Source organism: Nocardia sp. NPDC055165, assembly GCF_053606985.1.
Genome location: NZ_JBSGSS010000006.1, coordinates 92,257 through 115,258 on the forward strand (window position 1 = coordinate 92,257; position 23,002 = coordinate 115,258).

Here is a 23,002-nt window from a genome sequence, read left to right on the forward strand (position 1 = left end):
TCTTGTCTCGCAGGACTATTCGCCGCTGAGTCGCTTGCGGTCGCGATCCTCGGCTTCGCGGGCCGCGGTGCGACGCTGTTCCTCCGCGGCGAGTTGCACGGCGGTGCGGCTCCACACCACACGAACCCAGTGGAAGGTGAGCACCATGATCGCGAGGGTGCCCAGGATGAGGCCGATCCCCGGACCCGCGCCCTGGTAGTTGCCCAGGCCCGGGGTCTGGCGGTGCCAGATCGAGAGCACACCGAACACCGAGCCCACGGCCGACCCCGCGCAGGCGATCCAGGCCAGGACCCAGCGACGGGTGGTCAGCGCCAGCAGCGAGAAGCCGACGCCGAAGACGATGACCAGCCACACGAAGATCCGCGACGGCAGGCCGATGTGTTCGACTCCCGCCGCGTCGGTGTCGAGCAGCACGTCGAAGCCGCGCGCCGTACCGGCGGTCGGCAGGACCAGCGAGATCAGCAGCGCGAAGACCGCGCCCGCCACCACCAGCGCTCGCGCGCCTGGGTCGATCTCACCGGCGATGCGGCGCTCGACCGCGTCGAGTTCACCGCGGAATTGTTCGAAATCCTCGTCGTTGCGCGCCGGGTTCACCGCGTGTCCGCTCCTGTCCACAGGCTGGTCGTTGGCGGGTCCCACTGTGCCATCACCGGACGCGCCGTTCGCATCCGACCCACTACGACCGGTAGTAGATTCGTCGTCGCTCACGACGAGCACCCCGTCGAACAGCCGCTCTCGACCGTCTCGATGATCGGTGCGCCGATCCGGGGCAACCCGAGACCGACACCGATCGGCGCCGTTTTGGGCGTGATGCCGCGTTCGTGCGCGTCACCGGCGGCGGTACGCCGATGTGACTTCACCGCGCTGTCGGCGATGAGATGGTGCGGCGCCGCCTCGGTGATGTCGACGGTGACGATGTCGCCCGGCCGGATGCCGGTCACGTCGCCGGGCCGGAAGTGCACCAGCCTGCCGTCGCGCGCACGACCGCTCATCCGCGCGGTCACCGCGTTCTTCTTGCCCGCGCCCTCGGCGACGAGCAGTTCCACCTCGGTGCCGATGAGCGCCTGGTTGTTCTCCCAGGAGACCTGGTCCTGCAAGGCGATCAGGCGTTCGAAGCGTTCCTGCACGACCTGCTTGGGCAGCTGATCGGGCAGGTCGGCGGCCGGAGTTCCGGGACGCTTGGAGTACTGGAAGGTGTAGGCGCTGGTGAAGCGGGCGCGCCGGACCACGTCGAGGGTCTCGAGGAAGTCCTCCTCGGTCTCGCCGGGGAAGCCCACGATGATGTCGGTGGTGATCGACGCGTGCGGCATCGCGGCGCGCACCTTGTCGATGATGCCGAGGAAACGCTCCTTGCGGTAGGAACGGCGCATCGCTTTCAGCACCCGATCCGAACCCGATTGCAGCGGCATGTGCAGCTGCGGGCAGACGTTCGGGGTAGCCGCCATCGCCTCGATCACATCGTCTGTGAACTCCGCGGGATGCGGGGAGGTGAACCGCACGCGTTCGAGGCCCTCGATCTGTCCGGTCGCGCGCAGCAGCTGCGCGAACGCGCCACGGTCGCGCGGCTGCTCGGGATCGACGAAGTTCACGCCGTAGGAGTTGACGTTCTGTCCGAGCAGGGTCACTTCCAGCACGCCCTGGTCGACCAGCGCCTGCACCTCGGCGAGCACGTCTCCGGGACGGCGATCCACTTCCTTGCCACGCAGTGCGGGCACGATGCAGAACGTGCAGGTGTTGTTGCAGCCCACCGAGATCGACACCCAGCCCGCGTACGCCGACTCCCGCTTGGCGGGCAGCGTCGACGGGAAAGCCTCGAGCGATTCGAGGATCTCCACCTGCGCCTGCTCGTTGTGCCGGGCCCGCTCGAGCAGCACCGGCAGCGAACCGATGTTGTGGGTGCCGAACACCACGTCGACCCACGGCGCCTTGCGCACCACGGTCTCGCGATCCTTCTGCGCCAGGCAGCCGCCGACGGCGATCTGCATGCCGGGGCGCCCCTGCTTGACCGGGACCAGCTGACCGAGCGTGCCGTAGAGCTTGTTGTCGGCGTTCTCGCGCACCGCGCAGGTGTTGAACACCATCAGATCGGGCGTCTCTCCGGTGGCGGCCTTGACATAGCCCGCGTCCTCGAGCAGCCCGGACAGGCGTTCGGAGTCGTGCACGTTCATCTGGCAGCCGAATGTGCGAACCTCATAGCTGCGCTGCGCCACAGAGCTGTGCTGCGTCGCGCCCTCAGTCGCGTCCTGAACCGTCGAATCCACCTGTCCAGGGTACGGGCAGCCCTGAGTGTGATGCGCGTCACGGTTGCGTTCGCGCGATAATACGCAAAGGTAACGGGCAGCCGCCGGGTTACCAGCAGGTGTCGTTTCGGCGTGCCGTCACGGCATGTCTTCGAAAGCCGGGCAATTCTCCAGAATGGACATAAGGTTTCTGACCATGACCGACGACGCCGCACCCGCGAACGGGAACGCCGACGCCGCAGCCACCACCGCTGCTCCGCCGATGATCTCGATGCGCAACGTGGACAAACACTTCGGTGAGCTCCATGTCCTGCGCGATATCCACCTCGAAGTGCCCCGTGGGCAGGTCGTGATCGTCCTGGGCCCGTCGGGTTCGGGGAAATCCACCCTGTGCCGCACGATCAATCGCCTCGAACCGATCGACTCCGGTGACATCGCCATCGACGGCGTCGCACTGCCCGACGAGGGCAAGGCTCTCGCCGCGCTGCGCGCCGAGGTGGGCATGGTGTTCCAGTCGTTCAACCTGTTCGCGCACAAGACCATCCTCGAGAACGTGATGCTGGCGCCGACGAAGGTCCGCGGGAAGAAGAAGGACGAGGCGCGCAAGCACGCCCTCGCCCTGCTCGAGCGGGTCGGCATCGCCAACCAGGCCGACAAGTACCCGGCCCAGCTCTCGGGCGGCCAGCAGCAGCGCGTGGCGATCGCCCGCTCACTGGCCATGGATCCCAAGGTCATGTTGTTCGACGAGCCGACCTCGGCGCTGGACCCCGAGATGGTCAACGAGGTGCTCGACGTGATGGTGGCGCTGGCCAAGGAAGGCATGACCATGCTCGTGGTCACCCACGAGATGGGCTTCGCCCGCCGTGCGGGCGACCGCGTGCTGTTCATGGCCGACGGCGAGATCGTCGAAGACGCCGCGCCCGAAACGTTCTTCACCGCACCGAAATCCGAACGCGCCAGGGACTTCCTCGGCAAAATTCTCAGTCACTGACTCGCAGCACCATTGTCACAAGGAGAAGGAAACCCATGAGGATCAATCGTGCGATGCGCGTCGGAATCGGCGCAGCGGCACTGGTATTGGCAGCCACCGTCACCGCGGCCTGTGGTGGCGGTGACAACAAGTCGGCGCTGGACAACGCCAAGGACGGCAAGCTGACCATCGGCATCAAGTTCGACCAGCCGGGTCTGGGCCTGCGCAATACCGACGGCACCTACAGCGGCTTCGACGTCGACGTCGCCAAGTACGTCGCCGACAAGCTCGGCGTGAAGCCGGAGAACCTCACCTTCAAGGAATCGCCGTCGGCGCAGCGCGAGACGCTGATCGAGAACGGTCAGGTCGACCTCGTCGTGGCCACCTACTCGATCAACGACAAGCGCAAGGAGAAGGTCGATTTCGGCGGCCCCTACTACATCGCGGGCCAGGACCTGCTCGTCCCGGCCGCCAACACCGACATCACCGGCCCCGATTCCCTCTCGGGCAAGAAGGTCTGCTCGGTGAAGGGCTCCACCCCGGCCCAGAACATCGAGAAGAACTACCCGCAGGCGCAGCTGCAGACCTACGACACCTACTCGCTGTGCATCGAGGCGATGCGTAGCGGCGCGATCGACGCGGTCACCACCGACAACGTCATCCTGGCCGGTTACGCCGCGCAGTCGCCGGGCACCTTCAAGCTGGTGAACAAGCCCTTCACCACCGAGAAGTACGGCATCGGCCTGAAGAAGGGCGATTCGGAGCTGCGCGGCAAGGTCAACGACGCCATCCAGGCGATGATCGATGACGGTTCGTGGAAGGCCTCGCAGGAGAAGAACTTCGCGGGTACCGGTATCGCGGTGCCCGCACCGCCGACCGTCGACCGCTACTGATCAACCACTGACCATCGGTGGCCCGGGGTTTCCCGGGTCACCGATGCGGTGTTGTCCTGCTGGCTTTCACACCGATCGGAGGACGCGCGTCCGTGTTCGACCTGATCTCGAGGTATGACAACCAAATCCTCGATGCGTTCTGGGTAACCATCAAACTCACCTTCTTCTCGGCGATCGGTGCGCTCGTCATCGGTACCGTCGTCGCCGGCATGCGCGTATCCCCGATTCCGGTCGCGCGCTGGGTCGGCGCGGCGTATGTAGCGGTCTTCCGCAACACTCCGCTCACCCTGATCCTGGTATTCACCTCGCTCGGCCTGTACAGCACCCTCGGGTGGAAACTCGGCAGTGACGAGATCAAGGTCATCAACTATCGCTGGGCGATCATCGGCCTGAGCGTCTACACCGCCGCCTTCGTCTGCGAATCGCTGCGTTCGGGCATCAATACCGTCGCGCTCGGCCAGTCCGAAGCGGGCCGGTCGCTGGGCTTCGGATTCGCCCAGAACCTGCGATTGATCGTGCTGCCCCAAGCCTTCCGGGCCGTCATCGCGCCCCTGGGCAGTGTGCTGATCGCGCTGACCAAGAATTCGACGGTCGCCTCCGTCATCGGTGTCGCCGAAGCCGCGTACCTGATGGGCGCGATGATCGAGAACGAAGCCGCCATTCTCACCATCGGTGCGATCTTCGCGCTCGGCTTCGTCGTCCTCACCCTGCCGACCGGGCTGTTGTTCGGCTGGCTGGCCAAGCGATACGAGGTGGCACGATGAGCGGCGCTTCGGTTCTGTTCGACGCTCCGGGGCCCCGCGCGCGGCTGCGTCACAACCTGTACTCGGTTCTGGTCGTCGTCGTGCTGGTCGGCGCGGGCTGGTGGCTCTACGACGCGTTCGCCGACAAGGGCCAGTTCACCGCGGCCAAGTGGAAGCCGTTCCTCGAGTCCGAGATCTGGGAAACCTATCTCCTGCCCGGTCTGGAAGGCACCCTCACCGCCGCCGTGATCTCGATCATCGGCTCGGTGTTCTTCGGCATGATCTTCGGGATCCTGCGCCTGTCGGACCACGCGTGGGTGCGCTGGGTCGCGGGCACGATCGTCGAGTTCGCCAGGGCGATCCCGGTGCTGATCCTGATGATCTTCCTGTTCGCGGTGTTCGGCGACTACGACCTGTTCCCGTCCGATCAGCTCGCGCTGGCCGCGGTGGTCATCGCGCTGATCATCTACAACTCCGCGGTCATCGCCGAGATCGTGCGCGCGGGCATCAAGTCCCTGCCCAAGGGACAGACCGAAGCCGCCGTGGCGCTGGGGCTGCGCAAGAACCAGCTCATGCGGCTGATCCTGCTGCCGCAGGCCATCACGGCCATGCTGCCCGCACTGGTCTCGCAGATGGTCGTTGTCCTCAAGGACACCGCGCTGGGCTACCAGATCACCTACGTGGAGCTGGTGCGGTCGGGTCAGCAAGAAGGCGCGTCGTTGCAGAACACGATCCCCGCGCTGATCGTCATCGCGCTGATCATGATCTCGCTCAACATGGCGCTGAGCTTCCTGGCCACCACACTGGAAAAGCGGTTGCGGTCGCGGAAGAAGAGCGGTGGCGCGGTGCTGGCCGCCGACTCGATCCTCGCCGACGCCGCGCCCGGCGTGGACATCACCAAGAAGTAGTCCCACCCACGACAATCGGGGCCCGATCCGTCCGGATCGGGCCCCGATCGTTGTTTCCTAGTCCTCGCCGATGAGGCCGAATTCGCGCAGCAGCGGCCCGATCTCGGTGTCGTCGAGCTTCTTCAGCAGTCGATTGCGGACGAACTCAGGTCCGGGCAGGCTCATCTCCTCGCCGTCGCGCAACTTGCTGGTCGCCGCGAGCAGCGACCGGATGTCGTAGGTGGAGCCGAAGACCTCCGGCACTCCCCGCTCGACACCGAGCAGCGTGTAGGCCGCTTCCATACCGGTGCGCACCGAGTACTCGGTGGTGAAGATGCAGTCGCGGGTGGTCTCCGCGAACTGGCCGATGAAGGCGAAGTTCACCGCGCCCGCGGGCACCACGTCGGGGCGGTCACCGGCCTGGCGCGGCATGAAGAACGCGGTGACATACGGCATCATCACCGGGACGCACGTCGCGGCGTCCGCGGCCATCTCCGGGATCTCGGCTTCGGGAACACCCAGGTGGTACAGCCATTCCTGGGTGATCTCCGCGCCTGTACAGTCCTGCATCGACTTCTTCACGAAATCGCCGGGCCGATCGACGAACAGCGCGTACACCCACACCACGATCTGATCGGCGGGCTGCTGCTTGAAGTGCGGCTGCCGGTTCACCGTCCAGCTCATCAGCCAGGACGAGTCCTTCGCCGTCACGATGCCGCCGGTGACCACCCTGCCGCTGAACGGGTCTCGCTTACAGATCTTCTGGATGTAGCGGGGAATGCGCTCGTCGAGGGTGGTGACCGTGGCCGACTCCCATTTGGTCTCCGGGATGTGGCCGCCGAAGACCTCCGGATGGCCGAACGCGGGGTCCTTGGCAGCGATGCGCCGCCACAGATCCCAGGCCGGGGCAGGTCCCTCGTCGAGCCGGGCGGGAGTGTGCTGATCGCCCTCGTTCGAGTTCTCGGTGAGCGAGCCGATGGTGACGAACAGCAGGTCGTCCGCGGTCAGGTCGACCCCGCCCTCGACGCCCTCGGACACCCAGTGCAGCCGGGTGGCCTGCTTGCGCGGCCCGCTGATGTCGAAGTCGACGTCGGTGACCTCGGTGTCGAAGCGGAATCGCACACCCTGGTCGAGCAGCCACCGGTACAGCGGCAGCACCAGCGACTCGTACTGGTTGTATTTGGTGAACTTCAACGCGGAGAAGTCGGGCAGGCCGCCGATGTGGTGGATGAACCGGTGCAGGTACAGCTTCATCTCCAGCGCGCTGTGCCATTCCTCGAACGCGAACATGGTGCGCCAGTACAGCCAGAAGTTGCTGGCCAGGAAGTCCGGGCCGAACACCTCGTCGATGCGCTTGTTCTCCATCTGCTCGCGGGTGGCGAGGAACACCTTCACGATGTCCTTCTGCGCACGATCGGTGAGCGTGAACAAGCCGTCGGTGTGCGCGTCCTGGCCCCGTTGCACGGTGGCCCGCTGCAGGGAGAAGTTCGGGTCGTCCTTGTTGAGCCAGTAGAACTCGTCGAGCACGCTGGCGCCCTCGATCTCCATCGACGGCACCGAACGATAGAGGTCCCACAGGCATTCGAAGTGGTTCTCCATCTCGCGCCCGCCACGAATGACGAACCCCTTCTTCGGTTCCCTGATGCCGTCGAGCGCGCCGCCGGGCAGAGCCAGCCGCTCCAGCACGGTGATCTTGTCGGCTGCCAGCTGCCCGTCCCTGATGAGGAACGCCGCGCCGGAGAGCGAGGCCAGCCCGGCACCGACGAACCAGGCCGATTTGGCGTCCACCCCTTCGGGTTTGCGCGGCCGGGCGAACGCTTCGTAATTGCCACTGCTGTAGTACATCCGTCTCCTCTGTCCGTTCCGGAAAGTCGAGCGGGACTATGCGCTGTAGCGGTAGAACCCCTCTCCTGTCGCGGCACCGAGCTTGCCCTTGTCGATGTAGTTCTCCTTGAGCCAGGCCGCGAGCTTCTTGTGGGCGGCGCTGCCGTTGATCAGGATGTTGTACGGAGTGGTCAGGCCGACGATGTCGAGGATCTGGAACGGGCCCATGGGTGCGCCGGTGGCGATGCGCCAGGTCTCGTCGACCGCGGCGGGTTCGGCGTATCCGCCCGCGGCGAGCTCGATTCCGGAATTCAGGAACGGCACCAGCAGCGAGTTGAGGACGTAACCCGCCTTCTCCTTGTGCAATTCGATCGGCACCATGCCGATCGCTTTCGCGAACTCCACCACGGCGGCGAACACCGCCGGATCGGTCTGCTCGGTGCCCATCACCTCGGCGGTGTTGAACTTCCAGACGTGGTTGGCGAAGTGCAGCGCCAGGAACCGATCGGGGCGCCCGGTGTAGTCGACGATGTCGCTGGGCAGCAGCGTCGAGGAATTCGTCGCGAACACGGTGCGTTCGGGCGCGAGCGCACCGAGCTTGCCGTACAGGTCGCGCTTGATCTCGAGTACCTCCGGCACCGCCTCGATGATGAGGTCCGCCTCGGCCGCCGCGGTGGCCAGATCGGTGGTCAGGGTGATGCGCGCCGCGGTCGCCGCGGTGTTGCTCGCATCGGCGCCTGCCACGTCCTGCTGATACACCGCGGCGAGTCCATCGAATCGGGTGCGTGCGGCGGTGAGCGCCGCGTCGTCGATGTCGTAGGCGGTGACGTCGAACCCGTGGAAGGCGGTCTGGAAGGCGATCTGGGATCCGAGCACCCCCGTCCCGAGGACTGTCACCTTGCGGAATTCGATGGTCATGCGTCAGCCTCCCAGTCTGGACGCGGGCACCCCCACCGCTGCGCGTCCTGGTTTCCGGTGTCTCTACCGCAGTCCATCATGGACCGAGAAGCTGAGGCGTTGGTGTGAGCGACCCACGCGTTCCGGACATCTCGGGCAGATGCTGGTAACAGTTCGGCAAACCGGCACAGTGGGTCAGCCGGCGGTGACGAGGCCCTCGGCGACCATCCAGTCGCGGGCGACATCGGCGGGTTCGCGACCGTCGATGTCGACCTGACGGTTGAGTTCGGTGATCACCTCGTTGGTGAGGCGGGCGGAGATCGGTGCCATCACCTGCACGGCCTCGGGGTGCGCGTCGGCGAAATCGCGGTGCATGACCAGCGACGCGTTGTACTTCGGGAAGAACGCCTTGTCGTCTTCGAGAAGCACCAGTTCGAGCGCGGGGATGCGGCCGTCGGTGGCGGCGACCGAGCCGAAGCGGCACTGCTTCGCGTCGGCGGTGGCCTGGTAGACGAGCGCGTCCTGGACGATCTGGCGCTGGGCCTTGCCCGGGTCGATCCCGTAGGCGGCAGCCAGACCGGGATAGCCGTCCGGGCGGACGTTGAACTCGGTGCCGACGCAGGTGGCCGCCGCAGCGGGATCTTTCGCGAGGAGTTTCGCGTAGTCCGACAGCGTGCGCACGCCGGTTTCCTCGGCGGTGCCCTTGCTCGTGACCAGGGCGTAGGTGTTGTTCATCGGCGCCATCGCCGCCCAGACCATGTTGTGTTCGGCCAGGTCGGCGTCGCGGACCGCGTCGAACTGCGCCGCCTCGGTGGGGATCGGCTTCTCCTTGCCGAGGTAGTTGATCCAGCCGGTGCCGGTGTAGTCGTAGGCGATGTCGATCTGGCCGTTCAGTTGTGCGTCGCGCAAGCTGTTGGAGCCTTGGATATTGGTCAGGTCACGCACATTCGCGCCCGCGGCCGTCAAGGCGAATTCGATCATGTAGCCGAGGATGTTGGCCTCGGTGAAGTCCTTGGAGCCCACCGTCACCGCGACACCGTCGAGTTCCGGCACCGGCTCGATACTGCCCGGTCCCACGGGCAGCGGCACCGAACCGCCCGACTGCAGACCGCAACTCGCGAGCACCACGACGCTCAGCACCGGGACCAGTCCGCGCAACAATCCGGTGAATCTCACCGCAACCCCCTCGGACCGAGAAACTGTTCGGCCAGCGCGCCCAGCCAGTCGACGAACAGCGCCAGCGCGACGGCGAGCACCGCGCCGAGCGTCAGAGTCACGGTGTCGCGCAGTTTGTAACCGGTGTCGATGAGAATGCCGAGTCCACCCGCACTCACCATGAACGACAGGGTGGCGGTGCCGACGGCCAGCACCAACGAAGTCCGCAGGCCGGCCAGGATGTAGGGCACCGCGAGTGGGAACTCGATGCGGCGCAACACGAGTCCCGCCGACATGCCCTGTCCCCGGCCCGCGTCTATCAGGGCGGGGTCGACCTCCTGGTAGCCCAGGATCGTATTGCGCAGCACCGGCAGCAGCGAGCAGAACGCGATCGGCGCGACACCCACCCAGAACCCGGTGGTGCGGGTGACCAGGTAGCACAGCACGATCAGGCCGATCGCCGGCGCCGATGCCCCGATGTTGGCGATGCCGACGAAAATCGGGGCCAGACGGAGGAATCGGTGCCTGGTGAGCAGTGTCCCGAGCGGCACGGCCAGCACCACGACGATGAGCACGACCGCCGCCGTGATCAAGATGTGCTGCCAGGTCACCTGGGCGACATTGCGCACGCTGATGCTGGCCTGCTGGGTGACCGTGAGGTCGCGCCGGAAGGCCCAGACCAGCACCCCGACGGTGAGGATCAGCACGATCACCGGCTGAGCCAGCAGTCGGAGGTATTCCGCGCGCCGCTGGGTGGCGGGGGCAGCGGTCGCGGCGGGGACGTCGGCGATCGAACGTGCAGAGGTGGCAACAGAATTCGTCACGATATCGATCTCCTCACCCGGTCCGATTCGACCAGTGACCGTAGCGCTGACCACTGTGCTCCGACACCACGGACACCCGGGATCTGGTTGGTTCGGCTCGCCGACACCGAGCCAGCGAGAACCAGGCACACCCTGTGTGGACCACGATCATCCGCGGCGCAGCCTGCGGGCACCGCAGGTTCGTAGGAGGCCGGCCATTGATGCGATTCGGTCGTCATGCCGGCGCCGATTCGGTGGCGGCGAGGTGGTTGATGAGGGTGTCGACGGTGACTGTTCCGGCGTAGGTCCCGGTGTTGTCGACGACGACGGCGGAAGCGGTGCGTTCGGTGAGCAGCGCGGCCAGCGCGTCTTGCAGCGTGGCGTCGGCGGGGAGGGTGGCGCCGATCGGGGTGCCGAGGTCGCGCGGCGAATCCGCGTGGGCGAGTTCATCGGTCGTCACTCGCCGGAGCGGGCGGCGCTGGGCGTCGAGGACGATGCCCCAGGTGCGGTCCGCGTCCCGCAGGGCGGCGGTGAAGGCCGCGGGGGTGGTGTCGTCGGTGGCGGTGATGCCCTGGTCCAGGTCGAGGTCGGCGAGGACGGTGAGGCCGAGGCGGTCGATGGTGGCGGTCGCGCCGACGAACCCGGCGACCGTCTCGTCGGCGGGGGCCGCCAGGATCGCGGCGGGGGTGTCGTACTGCAGGATGCGGGAGCGGTCGCCGAGGACGGCGATACGATCGCCCAGCTTCACCGCTTCCCCGAAGTCGTGGGTGACGAAGACGATGGTCTTGCCGAGTTCGCTTTGCAGCCGGAGCAATTCGTCCTGCAGCAGCCCACGGGTGATCGGGTCGACCGCGCCGAACGGCTCGTCCATCAGCAGGACCGGCGGGTCGGCCGCCAGTGCCCTGGCCACACCGACGCGCTGCTGCTGTCCACCGGAGAGCTGGCGGGGGTAGCGGTTGCGGTAGGTGCCGGGGTCGAGGCCGACGAGGGTGAGCATCTCGTCGGTGCGCTCGGCGGTGCGGCGGCGGTCCCAGCCGAGCAGGCCGGGCACCGTGGCGATGTTCTTGGCGACGGTCATGTGCGGGAACAGTCCGGCCTGCTGGATCGAATAGCCGATGCCGCGGCGCAATTCGTCGGCGTCGATCGCGCCGGCGTCGCGGCCGCCGATGGTGACGGTGCCCGAGGTGGGTTCGATCAGCCGGTTGATCATGCGCATGGTGGTGGTCTTGCCGCAGCCGGACGGGCCGACCAGCACCACGATCTCCCCGGCCGGGATGGTCATGGAGACCTCCTCGACCGCGGGTTCGGGCTGCTCGGGATAGCGCTTGGTGACCCGGTCGAGGACGATCTCGACCCCGGAGACCGCGGAAGCACGTACCGCGTTGGTGGTTTCGATGTCAGTCACGAATTCCCCTCGGAATAGTGAGCCGTCCGAGCAGAACCAGGACGCCGTCGAGTGCGAGTGCGAGCACGACGATGAGGACGGTGCCGGTGAGTGCCTGCGGCACCGCGTTCGGGCTGCCGAGGCGGGAGAGTCCGGAGAAGATCACGTTGCCGAGGCCGGGCCCCTTCGCGTAGGCCGCCAGTGCCAGGATGCCCATGATCATCTGGGTGCTGACCCGCATTCCGGTGAGAATGGACGGCCATGCCAGCGGCAGTTCGATCTTGGTCAGCAGGCGCAACCGGTTCATCCCGACACCGCGCGCGGCATCGGTCACCGCCGGATCCACCGACGACAACCCGAGCACCGTGTTCCGCAGGATCGGCAACAGCGCGTAGAGCACCAGGGCCACGATCGTGGGCCCGACGCCGAGCCCGAGAAACGGAATCAGCAACCCGAGCAACGCGAACGAGGGCACCGTCAGAATCGCCCCCGCCATCGCGGTAGCGGCAGCTGACCCGAGCGGACTTCGATACACGAGTATCCCGAGTGCCACCGCGATCACGGTCGCCAGCACCAGCGACTGCACCACCGCCGACACATGCAGATAGGAATCGACCAGCAATTGCTCCCGCCGGTTCACCACGAACGACCACAACGCGTCCAGGGTCCACCTCCCCGTCGTTCGGCGGCCGCCTACGGCCCTGCTCCCCGGATTTCCCACCCCGAACCGGGTGAAACATCCCGTCCCCACATCCACATCGTCACCGACGCGGCGAATCAGCTTGCACTGAAACAGGTTTCGCCGAGCGTGATCATCTTACGCGCCGCGTACCGCCCTCGCGGCAGTTCGGCGCTTGTCTCCACGGACCTCACCGATCCGCCTGCGACAGTTCCGCTTTCACCACCGCGAAGGCCGTTGACGAGCTGTAGCCGCGGCGGGCGAGCATGTCGACCAGGCGTCGCGTCGCCTTGGTGCGGTCCAGATCGGCGGGCATGGAACGGAGTTTGCGCCGAACCAGGTCGATCGCGGCCTGTTCGTCGCCGGGAGCCGGGCGCGAGGGGCGGGCACTATCCGCTTCGTCCGTCTCACCGGCGGTTTCATCGGCGTCCGAAAAACCAGCACCGCGCGACAGCGAACGGCGTGTCCGCCACGAGCCACCTGCCGCGGCGGTAGGCGGCGCCTGCTCCCCCTCGCCGGCAGCACGAGGGGGGCGGGGCGCGGTGCGTTCGAACCCCGCTTCGTCCAACTCGGCGGTGACGACGGCGAAGGCGGTGGATTGGTCGTAGCCGCGGCGGGCCAGCATGCCGACGAGTCGGCGGACTGCCTTGTCGCGTTCTATCTCCCGGGGAAGGGTGCGTAGTTTTCGGCGGACCAGGTCGGCGGCGCGAGCGTTTTCGGCGTCGTCGGTGACCATCGACAACGCCTCTTCCGCGTCGCTCGGGGCGACGCCCTTCTCGCGCAATTCACGGTGGAGAGCCTTCTTGCCCCGGCCGGAGTAGGTGTGCCGTTCGTGGACCCACTGTTCAGCGAACGAGGCGTCGTTGATCAGGCCGATCTCGGTGAACCGCTCGAGAGCGGCCTCGGTCACCTCGATACGGAAGCCCTTCTCGCCGAGTCGTTTCTCCAATTCCGCGCGGCTGCGAGCACGTACCGAGAGCAATCGCAGACACACGTCCTTGGCCTGCTCCAAGGTCGCATCGGGACGGTCGCCCGGGGCGAGCCGGCGTGCGCCGGCCCGCCTGTCGGGCTCTCCCGGCTGGGATCCGGCCGCCACCGGATCCGCCTGCCGTCCGTCGTCACCACCGACGACGGTCGACAGGGAGACTTCGTCGCGCCGCGCGGACTTGCGTTCGCGTCGTGCGCCGCGGGGTCGTCGCCGACCCTCGCTCCCCCACTCTTCATGATCATCACCAACCCGCGCAGCGAAACGCGGTGGTTTGTCACCATCGGTGAATCCGGTCGGGTGCGCGCGCTGCGGATCGCCCGCACCCGACCGAATCCTCTCCGCGTCCGGGTCGGCTCGTGTGTCACGAGCCGACCGGACGAGTTCATCGGCCGTGCCCCTGCCGCGCCCTACCGCGGGCGGTATGACCGGCTCCGGCTCGACCTCGATACCGAGGCGAGCCAGCTGCCTGCGCATCTGTTCGACCGGGTCGGCCGAATCGCGGTGGCCGCCGGGGCTCGGCGTGGTCATCGGCTCAGAAGTCGGCGGGCGCGTCGGCCTCGGCGGTCAGGACGGCGCCGATGCCCAGCTTCTCCTTGATCTTCTTCTCGACCTCGTCGCGCACGTCGGTGTTCTCCAGCAGGAACTTGCGGGCGTTCTCCTTGCCCTGGCCCAGCTGGTCGCCCTCGTAGGTGTACCAGGAGCCGGACTTGCGGATGAAGCCGTGCTCGACACCCATGTCGATGAGCGAGCCCTCCTTGGAGATGCCCTGGCCGTAGAGGATGTCGAACTCGGCCTGCTTGAACGGCGGGGCGACCTTGTTCTTGACCACCTTCACGCGGGTGCGGTTGCCGACCGCGTCGCTGCCGTCCTTGAGGGTCTCGATGCGGCGCACGTCCAGGCGGACCGAGGCGTAGAACTTCAGCGCCTTACCACCGGTGGTGGTCTCCGGGGAGCCGAACATGACGCCGATCTTCTCGCGCAGCTGGTTGATGAAGATGGCGGTGGTGCCGGAGTTGCTGAGCGCACCGGTCATCTTGCGCAGCGCCTGGCTCATGAGGCGGGCCTGCAGGCCGACGTGGCTGTCGCCCATCTCGCCTTCGATTTCCGCGCGCGGCACCAGGGCGGCGACGGAGTCGATGACGAGGATGTCGATGGCGCCGGAGCGCACCAGCATGTCGGCGATCTCCAGGGCCTGCTCACCGGTATCGGGCTGGGAGACCAGCAGCGCGTCGGTGTCGACGCCCAGCTTGCGGGCGTAGTCGGGGTCGAGGGCGTGCTCGGCGTCGATGAAGGCGGCGACACCGCCCGCGGCCTGGGCGTTGGCGACGGCGTGTAGCGCGACGGTGGTCTTACCCGAGGATTCCGGGCCGTAGATCTCCACGACGCGACCGCGCGGCAACCCACCGATACCGAGCGCGACGTCGAGCGCGATGGAGCCGGTCGGGATGACCGCGATCGGCTGGCGGGTCTCTTCGCCCAGGCGCATGACCGCGCCCTTACCGAAGCTCTTCTCCACCTGCGCCAGTGCCAGTTCCAGCGCTTTGTCGCGATCGTAGGCCTGCGGTGCCATGATGTGTGCCCCTTCTCGAGGTGAGTGTCTCTCTGGTTGGCGCCCACAGTAGAGGCCGGCACCGACAAGTTCTGGCGCCCAGGTTAGTCGAACACCCATTCGAGTCAAGCGACGCGCCCGGCAACACGCGAAGCAGCCGCTCCGACCAGCAATCCGGGAGCGATACCGGTCGTCAGCGCTGCGGCAGCACCGAGTCGTCGCCCTCGGCGCGTGGCCCGAAGATCCGCCGCTGCGACTGTTCGATGCGCACGTCGTTGATGCTGGCCTCGCGCCGTGCCATCCGCCCGTCCGCCGCGAACTCCCACTGCTCGTTGCCGTAGCTGCGCCACCACTGCCCCGATTCGTCGTGCCATTCGTACTGGAAGCGCACGGCGATGCGGTTGTCGTGGAAAGCCCACAGATCCTTGCGCAGCGCGTAGCCGTTCTCGGCCGACCATTTGCGGGTGAGGAAGTCGACGATCGCGGCATGGCCGGTGAAGAACTCGTCGCGGTTGCGCCAGACCGAATCCTCGGTGTACGCGGCGGCGACGCGTTCGGGATCCCTGGTGTTCCAGGCATTTTCGGCGGCGAGCACCTTCGCGCGCGCGGAGTCGAGATCAAAGGGTGGCAATGGCGGACGCATGGAAGACCTTTCGATGTCATCAGGGGTTGTTCGGGGAGAGCTCGGGCGGCCCCCAGCGCACAGCGAGCGCACCGGGCCGTTCGATCGCCTCCTCGACGGTGAAGTCGACAGCACACTGCGCGCCGGTAGTGAATGCCGCGCTGTCCCAGACTAATTCGGCGCGGCCGGTGAGCTGCAGCAGCGCACCGGTCGACCAGTCGGCGACGAGCAACCCACAGCGCGGTTGCACGGCGAGGTTGCCCAGCGTCATGAACATCGAGTTGCCGCGATAGTCCGGCCAGCGCAACCGGGTCGGCGACAGCACCTGCAGAAAACCGGGATTGCCACCGCGGTGTGAGGCGTCGGCGTGCCCGTCACTGTCGGCGGTGGCGACGAAGAAGGTGTCGGCGGCCCCCACCATCTCGACCGCAGTGGGCGTGAGCGCCGTGCCACGCCACACCGGGCCGGGCTCCCCGGCGGCAGACACCTCCCGAATCTGCCTGCGCGAGATGTACTTCGGGCAGTTCGCGTAGACCTGCTCGGTGGTGATCCGCAGTCCACCGTCGCGCACCACCGATGTGCCGTTGACGCGCATCCGCCTGCGGCGCTGCGGCTGCAGGGCGATCAGCCCGACGTCGACGTCACCCGCCATCGCCGCCGAGAGCGGATCCGACGTCTCGGGCAGCGTGTCGATGTCGATGGTCGCGTCATCGATCGCGTGCACGAACCCGGCGGGACCGGTGAGCGGGCTCGCCCACAGCCGCCCCGCCGGATCGGCGGCACCGAGCACCACCATCGGCTGCTCGGCCAGGAAGGACGCGGCGACCGCCGGAATCCCGGTTCTGATCGAACGGCCGACGCGAGCAGCCGCGTCGGCCTGCCCCAGGCGTTGCTGCACAGCCAGTTCTCCGGAGTGAAACATCCTCGCCCTCCCTGTCTACGACGTGAATTGCCCGTGGGTCAGAAGAATCCGCACGTCGGGGCGGGTCCGGCCGGCGCGGGAGCGGTATCGGCGCCCAGCGGCGCGAACACCTCGAGGCGAATGCCATCGGGATCGGCGAAGAAGATGCCACCGGAGGACGCGCCCTCACCGTGGGCGACCACCCCGTCGTGAAAGAACTCGGCATCGACCGCGCGCAGCGCCGACTCGACGGCCCGCACCGTGTCGACGTCGTCGACCTGGAACGACAGGTGATGCAGGCCCGGCGTACTGGTGGAGAACTCGCCGCTGCTCTGCTGCCACAGCGTGAGCACCAGCGCACCGCCCCGGCCGAGGAATGCCCAGCGCTGTTCGCCGTCGGCGCCGGTGCCGAGCTGTTCGAAGCCGAGGCCACGGCGGTAGAAGTCGACGGAACGGTCGAGGTCGGCGACGTTGAGTCCGATATGACCGGTGGTGAGCACAGGTGCGGCGACGGTGGTCATGGTTTCCTCCCGGAATGATTAACTGCCTATCGGTTGTTGAGCAGTTAGAACATAGAATGAGCTCACCCGCCTCGTCAACCCTTGAAATACTTTTAGACAGTTAGGAGGGGCGTGTTGATAACCTCGGGCATGCGCGATCCCCGTCCGCACACCGGCGAACCCCCTGCGCTCGACCTGCTCAACACCCGGTGGGCGGGCGCCGAACCCGGCGACCTGCTCGCCGATCTCGACGGGCTGCGCACCTGGCTGGAGCTCCTCGGGCTCGCCGATCGCGTACCCGCCGACAACCACGCCCTCACCGCGCTGCACACCGCGCGCGCAGCCGTGCACGACGCCGTCACTCGCGCCGACCACACCGCACTGAACAAGGTCCTCGACCACGGGCGAATCCGGCGCGAGCTCACCGACGAGGGGCCACAGGACACCCCCGAGGTCGACGACCCGGCGTGGCTACCCGGCTGGCTCGCCGCCGACAATCTGCTGCACCTGATCGCGCAGGCACCGCAGCGGATCCGCCAATGCGCGCATCCCGACTGCGTGTTGTTCTTCTACGACACGTCCAAGAACGGCACCCGCCGCTGGCATTCGATGGCGACCTGCGGCAACCGCACCAAGGCCGCGCGCCACTACGCCAAGACCAGCTGAGCAGCGCCTCGTCAGAACAGTTCGTCGAGCAGCCGGTAGTAGTCGAGCTTGACGCGGTCGGGTTCGGTCAGGCCGTAGGCGGTGTAGAACGCCGTGACCGCCGCGACCCCGAAGTCCCCGGCCAGGTCGCGCTCGGCCAGCGCCAGATCGCGATAGCGGTCGCCGGTGCCCAGCGTCGCGACATCGATGAGCAAGCCGCCGGCGAGCACATTGCCCGGCGTGAAATCGCCGTGCGTGACGACCAGATCCTCGGTGGCCGGGCGCCGCTCCCGCAGGCGCTCGAGTATCGCGGTAGGCGAGAGGTCGCGATGATCGTCGTCGAAATCCGTGGGGTCGACGAAGCCCTCGACCACATGGCGGTGGGCGCGGGCGAGGCTGAGATCCAGACCACCCGCGAAGGGGCAACTCGGCACCGGGAGGTCGTGCAACGACCGCAGGGCGCGGCCCATCTGGGCACCGACTTCGGCCGGATCGGTCTGTCCGGCGAGCGATCCACCGGCATCCGCGAGAACGAGAACATCCTCGGCGAACGCGACCACGTCCGGCACCGCGATCCCGTTGTCGCGCAACCACGTCAGCCGGGCGTGCTCGGCCACCGCCCGCGGACCACGCTTGATCCAGTACTCACCCGACCGCACCAGGTTCCCGTCACAGCCCTCGTGATCGTCGGACCACTCCGGCACCGGCCCGAGGAGCTCCTCGATCACCGGTGGCAGCGGCACGGCCAGCTCGTCGAGATGGTCGAGGGCCGCGCGGGTGGACTCGATGAGTTCGGAATCGCCGTCGGCCACCCGCAGCCGCATGGCCTCGTTGAGCAGCTCGCGCGCCTCCAGCGGACGGTGCTGTTCGGCCAGTGACTTGCCCAGGTGGTGGGCGGCGAAGGAGACGAGCTCGGGGTCGAGCGCGCGGCTGGCGTGCAGCGCCCGGCGGTAGAGGATCTCGGCGTGCCCCGGCTCGCCGTGATAGCGGTAGACATCGGCCAGGTTGATCCAGACGGTGATCCGGCGCCGCTCGGTGTCGGCCAGTTCGAGGGCCTGATCGAGCCGGTCGAGGGCCTCGTCGTAGCGCCCCAGCAGCATCAGCGCGATGCCGAGCCTGCGCAGGCCGGGAAAATCGTGCGGGTCGGCGAGGGCGACCCTGGCCGCGAGGGTTTCGGCGTCGACCGGGATCATCCGCAGCCGCTCGTCGAACCGATACGGTCGCGTGTCCGGGTTCTGCGCTGTCACGGCCATTTCCTGGTCACCACCGGTTCGGAGGTACGTCGAAGTCGGCACACAGCGCCCGCCAGACGTCGCGTGGGTCGACACCATTGTCGATCGCCACCGCCCCCGTGCGCCCCAGCTGGGGTATCACGTGATCGGTCAGCATGGCGTCGGCGCGCGCCACGCCGAACTCGGTGTGCATCAGCTCCTGGAATTCGGTCAATCGCACGTTGCCCAAGATACTCGCGCTGGACCAGAGCCGACAGGGCCCCGCTCAGCGCACCTCCGTCGCGACACCCAGGATCGTCCGCGCGCACCCTGCTCAGGGCCACTCTCCGACTCGTCTGAGCTAACGCCCAGAGACGCACGACGGACGGGATCCGGCGGCGAACTACCGCTTTCGCAGCGTCGTGACAGACCGGGACCAGGCCCTCGAACTCGGCCGGACCGGGGTCGAACTACCGCTTCGCGGCGTCGTGACAGATCTGGACCGGGTCTTCGACTTCCGCCAGACCGGCGGCGGCGTGCCGAGCCGCTTCGGCATAGGCGGGGTCGTCGAGTACCTGACGCACCGCGGCACCGACCGCCTCGGGCGTGAGCGGTCGCACCAGCACCGAACTGCCCTGTCGCACCGCCCGATTGGCGAGTTCCCACTGGTCACCGCCGCCGGGGACGGTCACCACCGGGACGCCCGCGGACAGGGATTTGGCGAGCAGGCCGTGGCCACCGCCGCCGACGACGACCGCGGCGTGCGTGAGCAGTTCGTCCTGGCGGCCCAGGCCGGCGGTGGCCCAGTCGGGAAGATCGGCGGGCGGCGTATCGAGGGTCGAGATGGCCGCGCGCACACCGAGTCCGGCCAGGCCGGACAGGACGATATCGGCCATATCGGCGACGCCGGTGTGCGCGGTCGACGGCGCCACCATCACCAACGGCGCATCGCCGGGGGGCAGCGCAAGCACGGCATCGGTCGGTTCCCACAGCAGCGGCCCGACGACGTGGGTGTCGGCAGGCCAGTCCGGGCGGTCCATCTCCAGCGCGGGCAGGGTGGCGACCAGGCGCGCGGCGGGACCGGGGTCCTCGGCGGGCAGGCCGATGGTTTCGCGGGCCGCCGAACGCTGACGATGTCCGTTGCGGACCGCGCGCGCGGTCATCGTGCGCAGGACACCGTCGCGCATCCGGCCACGCATACCCTCCCCCGGCGCCAGGCCACTACCGATGGGCGGCAAGGCTTTCGACGGCAGGTAGAGCGGGTGCGGTGACAACTCGACCCACGGCAGCCCCAGCCGCTCGGCCGCCATCCCGCCGCCCGCGGTGAGGACGTCGGAGACGATCAGGTCGGGCAGCATCGCGCTGAGTTCGGGCAGGTTCTCGGTAGCGATATGGGCGGCGCGCTCGTGGATCCGGGCGCCCGCGTCGGCGTCGTCGTCGGTGGGGCGCGGCGCGAGACCCTTGAGCTTGCGCACGCTGAGCCCCGCCGAGCGCGCCTGATCCAGCCATCTCGGCCCGGTGAACAACACGGGTTCGTCGCCCGCGGCCAGCAATCGCAGGCACAGCGCGATCGCGGGAAACGCATGCCCTGGATCGGGCCCGGCCACCACAGCTATTCGCATCCGCCCACCCTGCCATACCGCCAGACCCCGCCCACCTCGGACGACCGATCCACGATTTCTGCGCTACCTTGACCGCCGCGAGACCGATCCGTCCGAGCGACACCATCAGGAGCGAGCACGTGCGACACCCCGGAATCGACACCGTCGACGACCTGTTCGCGCTGCTCGAGCGGTGCGCCGGCGCCTGGGACACCGCGGACCGCACCGGCGACCCGGTCGACATCCTCGATCACGATCGCCAGTGCGCGCAGTTGCTCCGCCGCGACTTCCCCGACGACGAAGAACTCCAGGTCGCGGGTCTGCTGCACGACATCGGCCATGTACTTTTCCCCGGTGACAACGCGGGCCACGGCAGGCACGGCGCCGAGGCGGTGCGTACGCTGCTCGGCCCCCGGGTAGCGCGCCTGATCGAACTCCACGTGACCGCGAAACGCTTTCTGGTGGCAACGGATCCAGCACACGCGGCCGGGTTGTCGGCCTCGAGTCACCGCACGCTCGTCGCACAGGGCGGCCCGATGACGCTCACCGAAACCGATTCGTTCCGCGCGGACCCCGACTTCGCCGCGGCCCTGGCGCTGCGAAGGGCCGATGACGCGGGCAAGGTGGTCGGTCTACGGGTCGCCCCGCTTCAGGAGTGGCGGCCACTTGTCGAGCGCGTCGCGGCCCGACGGCTCTGATGGCGACGACACCCAGTGCCCTTGCGCCGCAGCATCATCGATGGATGGTTCGCTGATCAGCCGCCGAAGGTGAACAGTTCGAACCCGACGGCGTGTTCGGCGGGGAACCCTTCCTTGGGACCCGTGGCGAAGCTGACGATCTCGCGCACCTGCTCCTCCACCGGCACCGGGCTCAGCACCTGCAGGTAACGCCGATGCGCCGACAACGACGCGCGCGCCTGCTCCAGCTGAGCGCTCACGTCGACAGCATGGGTGGCCACGGGACCGACCACGGCGGCCCACCGCGCCGACCACAATGGCAGATCAGCGATTTCGGGGAAGATCCACTCGTTGCCCGCGTCGGAGATCGCGTCCATCGCCGAGCGGCCGACGGCCCGGTGATCGGCACTGTTGACCACGCCGGGCGCCCAGGTGTCGCCGAAGTTGAACAGCACCACCATCTCCGGGCGATGTCTGCGCAGCGCGGCGGCGAGTTCCCTTCGCAGGGTGAGACCTTCCTCGATGCGGCCGTCGGAATGGTCGAGGAATTCGACGGTGTGCACGCCGACCTCACGGGCGCCCGAGATCTCCTCGATCTCCCGCAACGGCCCGGCCTGCGCGGGCGGCATCCCGGCGATCCCCGCCTCGCCGCGTGTGACGAGCAGGTAGCGAATGTCCTTGCCCTGCCCCGTCCATCGCGCGACCGCCGCCGCGGCGCCGTATTCGATGTCGTCGGGGTGCGCGACGATCACCAGTCCGCGCTGCCAGTCCTCGGGTACCTGTTCCACCCCGCCATGCTAACCACAGACGACTAACTGATCGGGGTCTTGTCGCTCCCCGACACCGCCTTGTACAGCAGGTACACGCCGGTACCGATCGCCCCGATCACCAGGATGGGCATCAGCGCCTCGATCAGCGCGCCGAGAATCCAGAACGCGATCACCGCGACCACGACGATGCCGATGACTTTCAAGACCATGACGACTCCTTCACCTCTGCGACCGCCGTCCAGCGATCCGACACCTCCGATCCTCCCACCCGGCGAGCAATAGATCACCAGGTCAGCACCGATATCCGGGTGTAGATCAGGGTTCACCCCGAGATCTCGGGCCCAGCCCGGCTACCGTGATCGGCATGGACTATTTGGCGTTGCTCTGTGCGAAGCTCACCGCCTTCGGTGAGCTCATCACCCCCGACACCGATCTGGCCGCGCCGGTGCCGTCCTGCGGCGACTGGGTGTTCTACGACCTCGTCGACCATGTCGGGCGCGGCAATCTGTGGGTGGTCACCGCGGTGGCCGAGCTGCGCGGCGATTTCGAGGGCGAGCCCGCGCCGAGAGATCCCGCCGCCCTGCGCGAGTGGTACGAGTCGACCGCCGACGCCATCGTGACCTCGCTGTCCGCGGACGAGAACCAGGAGGCCTGGACCTTCACCCGGTCCATGCCGCGCACCGTCGGTTTCTGGCGGCGGCGCCGCGCCCACGAGACGCTCATGCACCTGTGGGACGGTCAGAACGCGCTCGGCAAGGCCGACCCGTTCGATGCCGATCTCGCTGTCGACGGCATCGATGAGGTCTTCGAACTGTTCGCGCCGCGGATGATCCACCGCGGCCTGGCGGTCGAACCCGAGGTGGCGCTGCGGCTGCGGGCCACCGATACCGGCGGCACCTGGACCTACGGTCCGGGCGAGTCGGTAGCCGAGCTGGCGGGTACCGCATCGGACCTGCTCCTGGCCCTGTGGGGACGCAAATCCGGCGACGACCCGGAGTTCACCTGGGACGGCGACCGCGCGGCGGGCGAGCGAGTACTCGCCGGACCGCTCGTTCCGTAGGCA

At 67.7% G+C, this 23,002-nt stretch carries 25 protein-coding genes and 1 pseudogene; 7 read left to right on the plus strand and 19 right to left on the minus strand.

The genetic code is table 11. The features are described from left to right. Positions 1-15: 15 nt before the first annotated feature. Together ACWFRF_RS14410 and miaB are read right to left on the minus strand one after the other, a co-directional pair. Positions 16-615 (minus strand): Rv2732c family membrane protein, encoded by a 600-nt coding sequence (locus ACWFRF_RS14410; protein ID WP_379312144.1) that lies wholly within the window; start codon positions 613-615, stop codon positions 16-18. 89 nt (positions 616-704) lie between these two features. Beyond that, complete coding sequence (gene miaB / locus ACWFRF_RS14415; RefSeq protein ID WP_378988540.1) at positions 705-2,261, minus strand: tRNA (N6-isopentenyl adenosine(37)-C2)-methylthiotransferase MiaB; 1,557 nt, start codon at positions 2,259-2,261, stop codon at positions 705-707. 241 nt (positions 2,262-2,502) lie between these two features. Here miaB and ACWFRF_RS14420 point away from each other — a divergent pair, with 241 nt between their 5' ends. From ACWFRF_RS14420 to ACWFRF_RS14435, 4 genes are all read left to right on the plus strand, one after another. Beyond that, entirely contained in the window at positions 2,503-3,231 is a 729-nt protein-coding gene (locus ACWFRF_RS14420; protein ID WP_378655486.1) for an amino acid ABC transporter ATP-binding protein, read from the plus strand. A gap of 35 nt (positions 3,232-3,266) precedes the next feature. After that, complete coding sequence (locus ACWFRF_RS14425; RefSeq protein WP_378988538.1) at positions 3,267-4,103, plus strand: glutamate ABC transporter substrate-binding protein; 837 nt, start codon at positions 3,267-3,269, stop codon at positions 4,101-4,103. Between the two features lie 92 nt (positions 4,104-4,195). Continuing rightward, positions 4,196-4,867, plus strand: a complete 672-nt coding sequence (locus ACWFRF_RS14430; RefSeq protein ID WP_378626608.1) for an amino acid ABC transporter permease — start codon at positions 4,196-4,198, stop codon at positions 4,865-4,867. After that, the gene (locus tag ACWFRF_RS14435) at positions 4,864-5,754 is read left to right on the plus strand and encodes an amino acid ABC transporter permease (protein WP_378988536.1); all 891 of its coding nucleotides are present in this window, start codon (positions 4,864-4,866) and stop codon (positions 5,752-5,754) included. The genes ACWFRF_RS14430 and ACWFRF_RS14435 overlap by 4 nt, the downstream gene beginning before the upstream one ends. Positions 5,755-5,811: 57 nt before the next feature. Here the strand turns inward: ACWFRF_RS14435 and ACWFRF_RS14440 are convergent, their stop codons facing one another. The 12 genes and pseudogenes from ACWFRF_RS14440 to ACWFRF_RS14495 all read right to left on the minus strand — a co-directional run bounded on the left by ACWFRF_RS14440 (position 5,812) and on the right by ACWFRF_RS14495 (position 17,056). Further along, entirely contained in the window at positions 5,812-7,578 is a 1,767-nt protein-coding gene (locus ACWFRF_RS14440) for an oleate hydratase (protein ID WP_452450312.1), read from the minus strand. Positions 7,579-7,614: 36 nt separating this feature from the next. Then, complete coding sequence (locus ACWFRF_RS14445; protein WP_387442405.1) at positions 7,615-8,475, minus strand: 3-hydroxyacyl-CoA dehydrogenase; 861 nt, start codon at positions 8,473-8,475, stop codon at positions 7,615-7,617. 174 nt (positions 8,476-8,649) lie between these two features. Continuing rightward, positions 8,650-9,630 carry a glycine betaine ABC transporter substrate-binding protein gene (locus ACWFRF_RS14450; protein ID WP_378988530.1) on the minus strand — a complete coding sequence of 327 codons (981 nt, stop codon included), beginning with the start codon at positions 9,628-9,630 and terminating at the stop codon, positions 8,650-8,652. Then, on the minus strand, positions 9,627-10,400 hold the full coding sequence (locus ACWFRF_RS14455) for an ABC transporter permease (protein WP_452450606.1): 774 nt from the start codon (positions 10,398-10,400) through the stop codon (positions 9,627-9,629). The genes ACWFRF_RS14450 and ACWFRF_RS14455 overlap by 4 nt, the downstream gene beginning before the upstream one ends. A 247-nt stretch (positions 10,401-10,647) precedes the next feature. Beyond that, positions 10,648-11,817: an ABC transporter ATP-binding protein gene (locus tag ACWFRF_RS14460; protein ID WP_379314542.1), complete on the minus strand. Its 1,170-nt coding sequence runs from the start codon at positions 11,815-11,817 to the stop codon at positions 10,648-10,650. Next, positions 11,810-12,460 carry an ABC transporter permease gene (locus ACWFRF_RS14465; RefSeq protein WP_378628265.1) on the minus strand — a complete coding sequence of 217 codons (651 nt, stop codon included), beginning with the start codon at positions 12,458-12,460 and terminating at the stop codon, positions 11,810-11,812. The genes ACWFRF_RS14460 and ACWFRF_RS14465 overlap by 8 nt, the downstream gene beginning before the upstream one ends. 205 nt (positions 12,461-12,665) lie before the next feature. Next, positions 12,666-13,043, minus strand: coding sequence for a hypothetical protein (locus ACWFRF_RS14470; protein WP_452450607.1), 378 nt, complete (start codon positions 13,041-13,043; stop codon positions 12,666-12,668). Next, positions 13,041-13,487 (minus strand): annotated as a pseudogene (locus ACWFRF_RS14475) (regulatory protein RecX); the annotation flags it as partial. The pseudogene ACWFRF_RS14475 and the gene ACWFRF_RS14470, both read right to left, overlap by 3 nt. Positions 13,488-13,995: 508 nt before the next feature. Then, positions 13,996-15,033 carry a recombinase RecA gene (gene recA / locus ACWFRF_RS14480; RefSeq protein WP_067460620.1) on the minus strand — a complete coding sequence of 346 codons (1,038 nt, stop codon included), beginning with the start codon at positions 15,031-15,033 and terminating at the stop codon, positions 13,996-13,998. Between the two features lie 172 nt (positions 15,034-15,205). Continuing rightward, positions 15,206-15,655 carry a nuclear transport factor 2 family protein gene (locus tag ACWFRF_RS14485; protein ID WP_378988526.1) on the minus strand — a complete coding sequence of 150 codons (450 nt, stop codon included), beginning with the start codon at positions 15,653-15,655 and terminating at the stop codon, positions 15,206-15,208. Positions 15,656-15,674: 19 nt separating this feature from the next. Continuing rightward, positions 15,675-16,556, minus strand: a complete 882-nt coding sequence (locus ACWFRF_RS14490) for a pyridoxamine 5'-phosphate oxidase family protein (protein WP_378988523.1) — start codon at positions 16,554-16,556, stop codon at positions 15,675-15,677. A 38-nt stretch (positions 16,557-16,594) separates the two neighbouring features. Next, positions 16,595-17,056 carry a VOC family protein gene (locus ACWFRF_RS14495; RefSeq protein ID WP_387442396.1) on the minus strand — a complete coding sequence of 154 codons (462 nt, stop codon included), beginning with the start codon at positions 17,054-17,056 and terminating at the stop codon, positions 16,595-16,597. Positions 17,057-17,185: 129 nt separating this feature from the next. Between ACWFRF_RS14495 and ACWFRF_RS14500 the strand changes: the two genes are divergently transcribed. Then, positions 17,186-17,701, plus strand: coding sequence for a CGNR zinc finger domain-containing protein (locus ACWFRF_RS14500; protein ID WP_379316886.1), 516 nt, complete (start codon positions 17,186-17,188; stop codon positions 17,699-17,701). A gap of 11 nt (positions 17,702-17,712) precedes the next feature. Here the strand turns inward: ACWFRF_RS14500 and ACWFRF_RS14505 are convergent, their stop codons facing one another. From ACWFRF_RS14505 to ACWFRF_RS14515, 3 genes are all read right to left on the minus strand, one after another. After that, on the minus strand, positions 17,713-18,933 hold the full coding sequence (locus tag ACWFRF_RS14505; RefSeq protein WP_452450317.1) for a phosphotransferase: 1,221 nt from the start codon (positions 18,931-18,933) through the stop codon (positions 17,713-17,715). Between the two features lie 7 nt (positions 18,934-18,940). Beyond that, positions 18,941-19,132, minus strand: a complete 192-nt coding sequence (locus ACWFRF_RS14510) for a DUF3046 domain-containing protein (RefSeq protein WP_062988054.1) — start codon at positions 19,130-19,132, stop codon at positions 18,941-18,943. A 229-nt stretch (positions 19,133-19,361) separates the two neighbouring features. Continuing rightward, positions 19,362-20,513 carry a glycosyltransferase gene (locus ACWFRF_RS14515; protein WP_378988515.1) on the minus strand — a complete coding sequence of 384 codons (1,152 nt, stop codon included), beginning with the start codon at positions 20,511-20,513 and terminating at the stop codon, positions 19,362-19,364. Between the two features lie 119 nt (positions 20,514-20,632). On the opposite strand from ACWFRF_RS14515, the gene ACWFRF_RS14520 reads away from it, so the two are divergent. Further along, positions 20,633-21,190: an HD domain-containing protein gene (locus ACWFRF_RS14520; RefSeq protein WP_452450320.1), complete on the plus strand. Its 558-nt coding sequence runs from the start codon at positions 20,633-20,635 to the stop codon at positions 21,188-21,190. A 56-nt stretch (positions 21,191-21,246) separates the two neighbouring features. Here ACWFRF_RS14520 and ACWFRF_RS14525 read toward each other — a convergent pair whose 3' ends face one another. Both ACWFRF_RS14525 and ACWFRF_RS14530 read right to left on the minus strand, forming a co-directional pair. Continuing rightward, the gene (locus ACWFRF_RS14525) at positions 21,247-21,957 is read right to left on the minus strand and encodes a PIG-L deacetylase family protein (protein ID WP_378988511.1); all 711 of its coding nucleotides are present in this window, start codon (positions 21,955-21,957) and stop codon (positions 21,247-21,249) included. A 23-nt stretch (positions 21,958-21,980) separates the two neighbouring features. Then, on the minus strand, positions 21,981-22,148 hold the full coding sequence (locus ACWFRF_RS14530; RefSeq protein WP_358072878.1) for a hypothetical protein: 168 nt from the start codon (positions 22,146-22,148) through the stop codon (positions 21,981-21,983). Positions 22,149-22,303: 155 nt separating this feature from the next. On the opposite strand from ACWFRF_RS14530, the gene ACWFRF_RS14535 reads away from it, so the two are divergent. After that, positions 22,304-22,999: a maleylpyruvate isomerase family mycothiol-dependent enzyme gene (locus tag ACWFRF_RS14535; RefSeq protein ID WP_452450322.1), complete on the plus strand. Its 696-nt coding sequence runs from the start codon at positions 22,304-22,306 to the stop codon at positions 22,997-22,999. Positions 23,000-23,002 lie beyond the last annotated feature (3 nt).

Excerpts from the sequence above, each read along its gene's own strand:
- ACWFRF_RS14485 (WP_378988526.1), bottom strand. The coding sequence starts at position 15,655 with ATGCGTCCGCCATTGCCACCCTTTGATCTCGACTCCGCGCGCGCGAAG.
- ACWFRF_RS14445 (WP_387442405.1), bottom strand. The coding sequence starts at position 8,475 with ATGACCATCGAATTCCGCAAGGTGACAGTCCTCGGGACGGGGGTGCTC.
- ACWFRF_RS14425 (WP_378988538.1), top strand. The coding sequence starts at position 3,267 with ATGAGGATCAATCGTGCGATGCGCGTCGGAATCGGCGCAGCGGCACTG.
- ACWFRF_RS14495 (WP_387442396.1), bottom strand. The coding sequence starts at position 17,056 with ATGACCACCGTCGCCGCACCTGTGCTCACCACCGGTCATATCGGACTC.
- ACWFRF_RS14435 (WP_378988536.1), top strand. The coding sequence starts at position 4,864 with ATGAGCGGCGCTTCGGTTCTGTTCGACGCTCCGGGGCCCCGCGCGCGG.
- ACWFRF_RS14420 (WP_378655486.1), top strand. The coding sequence starts at position 2,503 with ATGATCTCGATGCGCAACGTGGACAAACACTTCGGTGAGCTCCATGTC.
- ACWFRF_RS14515 (WP_378988515.1), bottom strand. The coding sequence starts at position 20,513 with ATGCGAATAGCTGTGGTGGCCGGGCCCGATCCAGGGCATGCGTTTCCC.
- ACWFRF_RS14440 (WP_452450312.1), bottom strand. The coding sequence starts at position 7,578 with ATGTACTACAGCAGTGGCAATTACGAAGCGTTCGCCCGGCCGCGCAAA.
- ACWFRF_RS14500 (WP_379316886.1), top strand. The coding sequence starts at position 17,186 with ATGCGCGATCCCCGTCCGCACACCGGCGAACCCCCTGCGCTCGACCTG.
- ACWFRF_RS14490 (WP_378988523.1), bottom strand. The coding sequence starts at position 16,556 with ATGTTTCACTCCGGAGAACTGGCTGTGCAGCAACGCCTGGGGCAGGCC.
- ACWFRF_RS14535 (WP_452450322.1), top strand. The coding sequence starts at position 22,304 with ATGGACTATTTGGCGTTGCTCTGTGCGAAGCTCACCGCCTTCGGTGAG.
- ACWFRF_RS14505 (WP_452450317.1), bottom strand. The coding sequence starts at position 18,933 with ATGGCCGTGACAGCGCAGAACCCGGACACGCGACCGTATCGGTTCGAC.
- ACWFRF_RS14530 (WP_358072878.1), bottom strand. The coding sequence starts at position 22,148 with ATGGTCTTGAAAGTCATCGGCATCGTCGTGGTCGCGGTGATCGCGTTC.
- recA (WP_067460620.1), bottom strand. The coding sequence starts at position 15,033 with ATGGCACCGCAGGCCTACGATCGCGACAAAGCGCTGGAACTGGCACTG.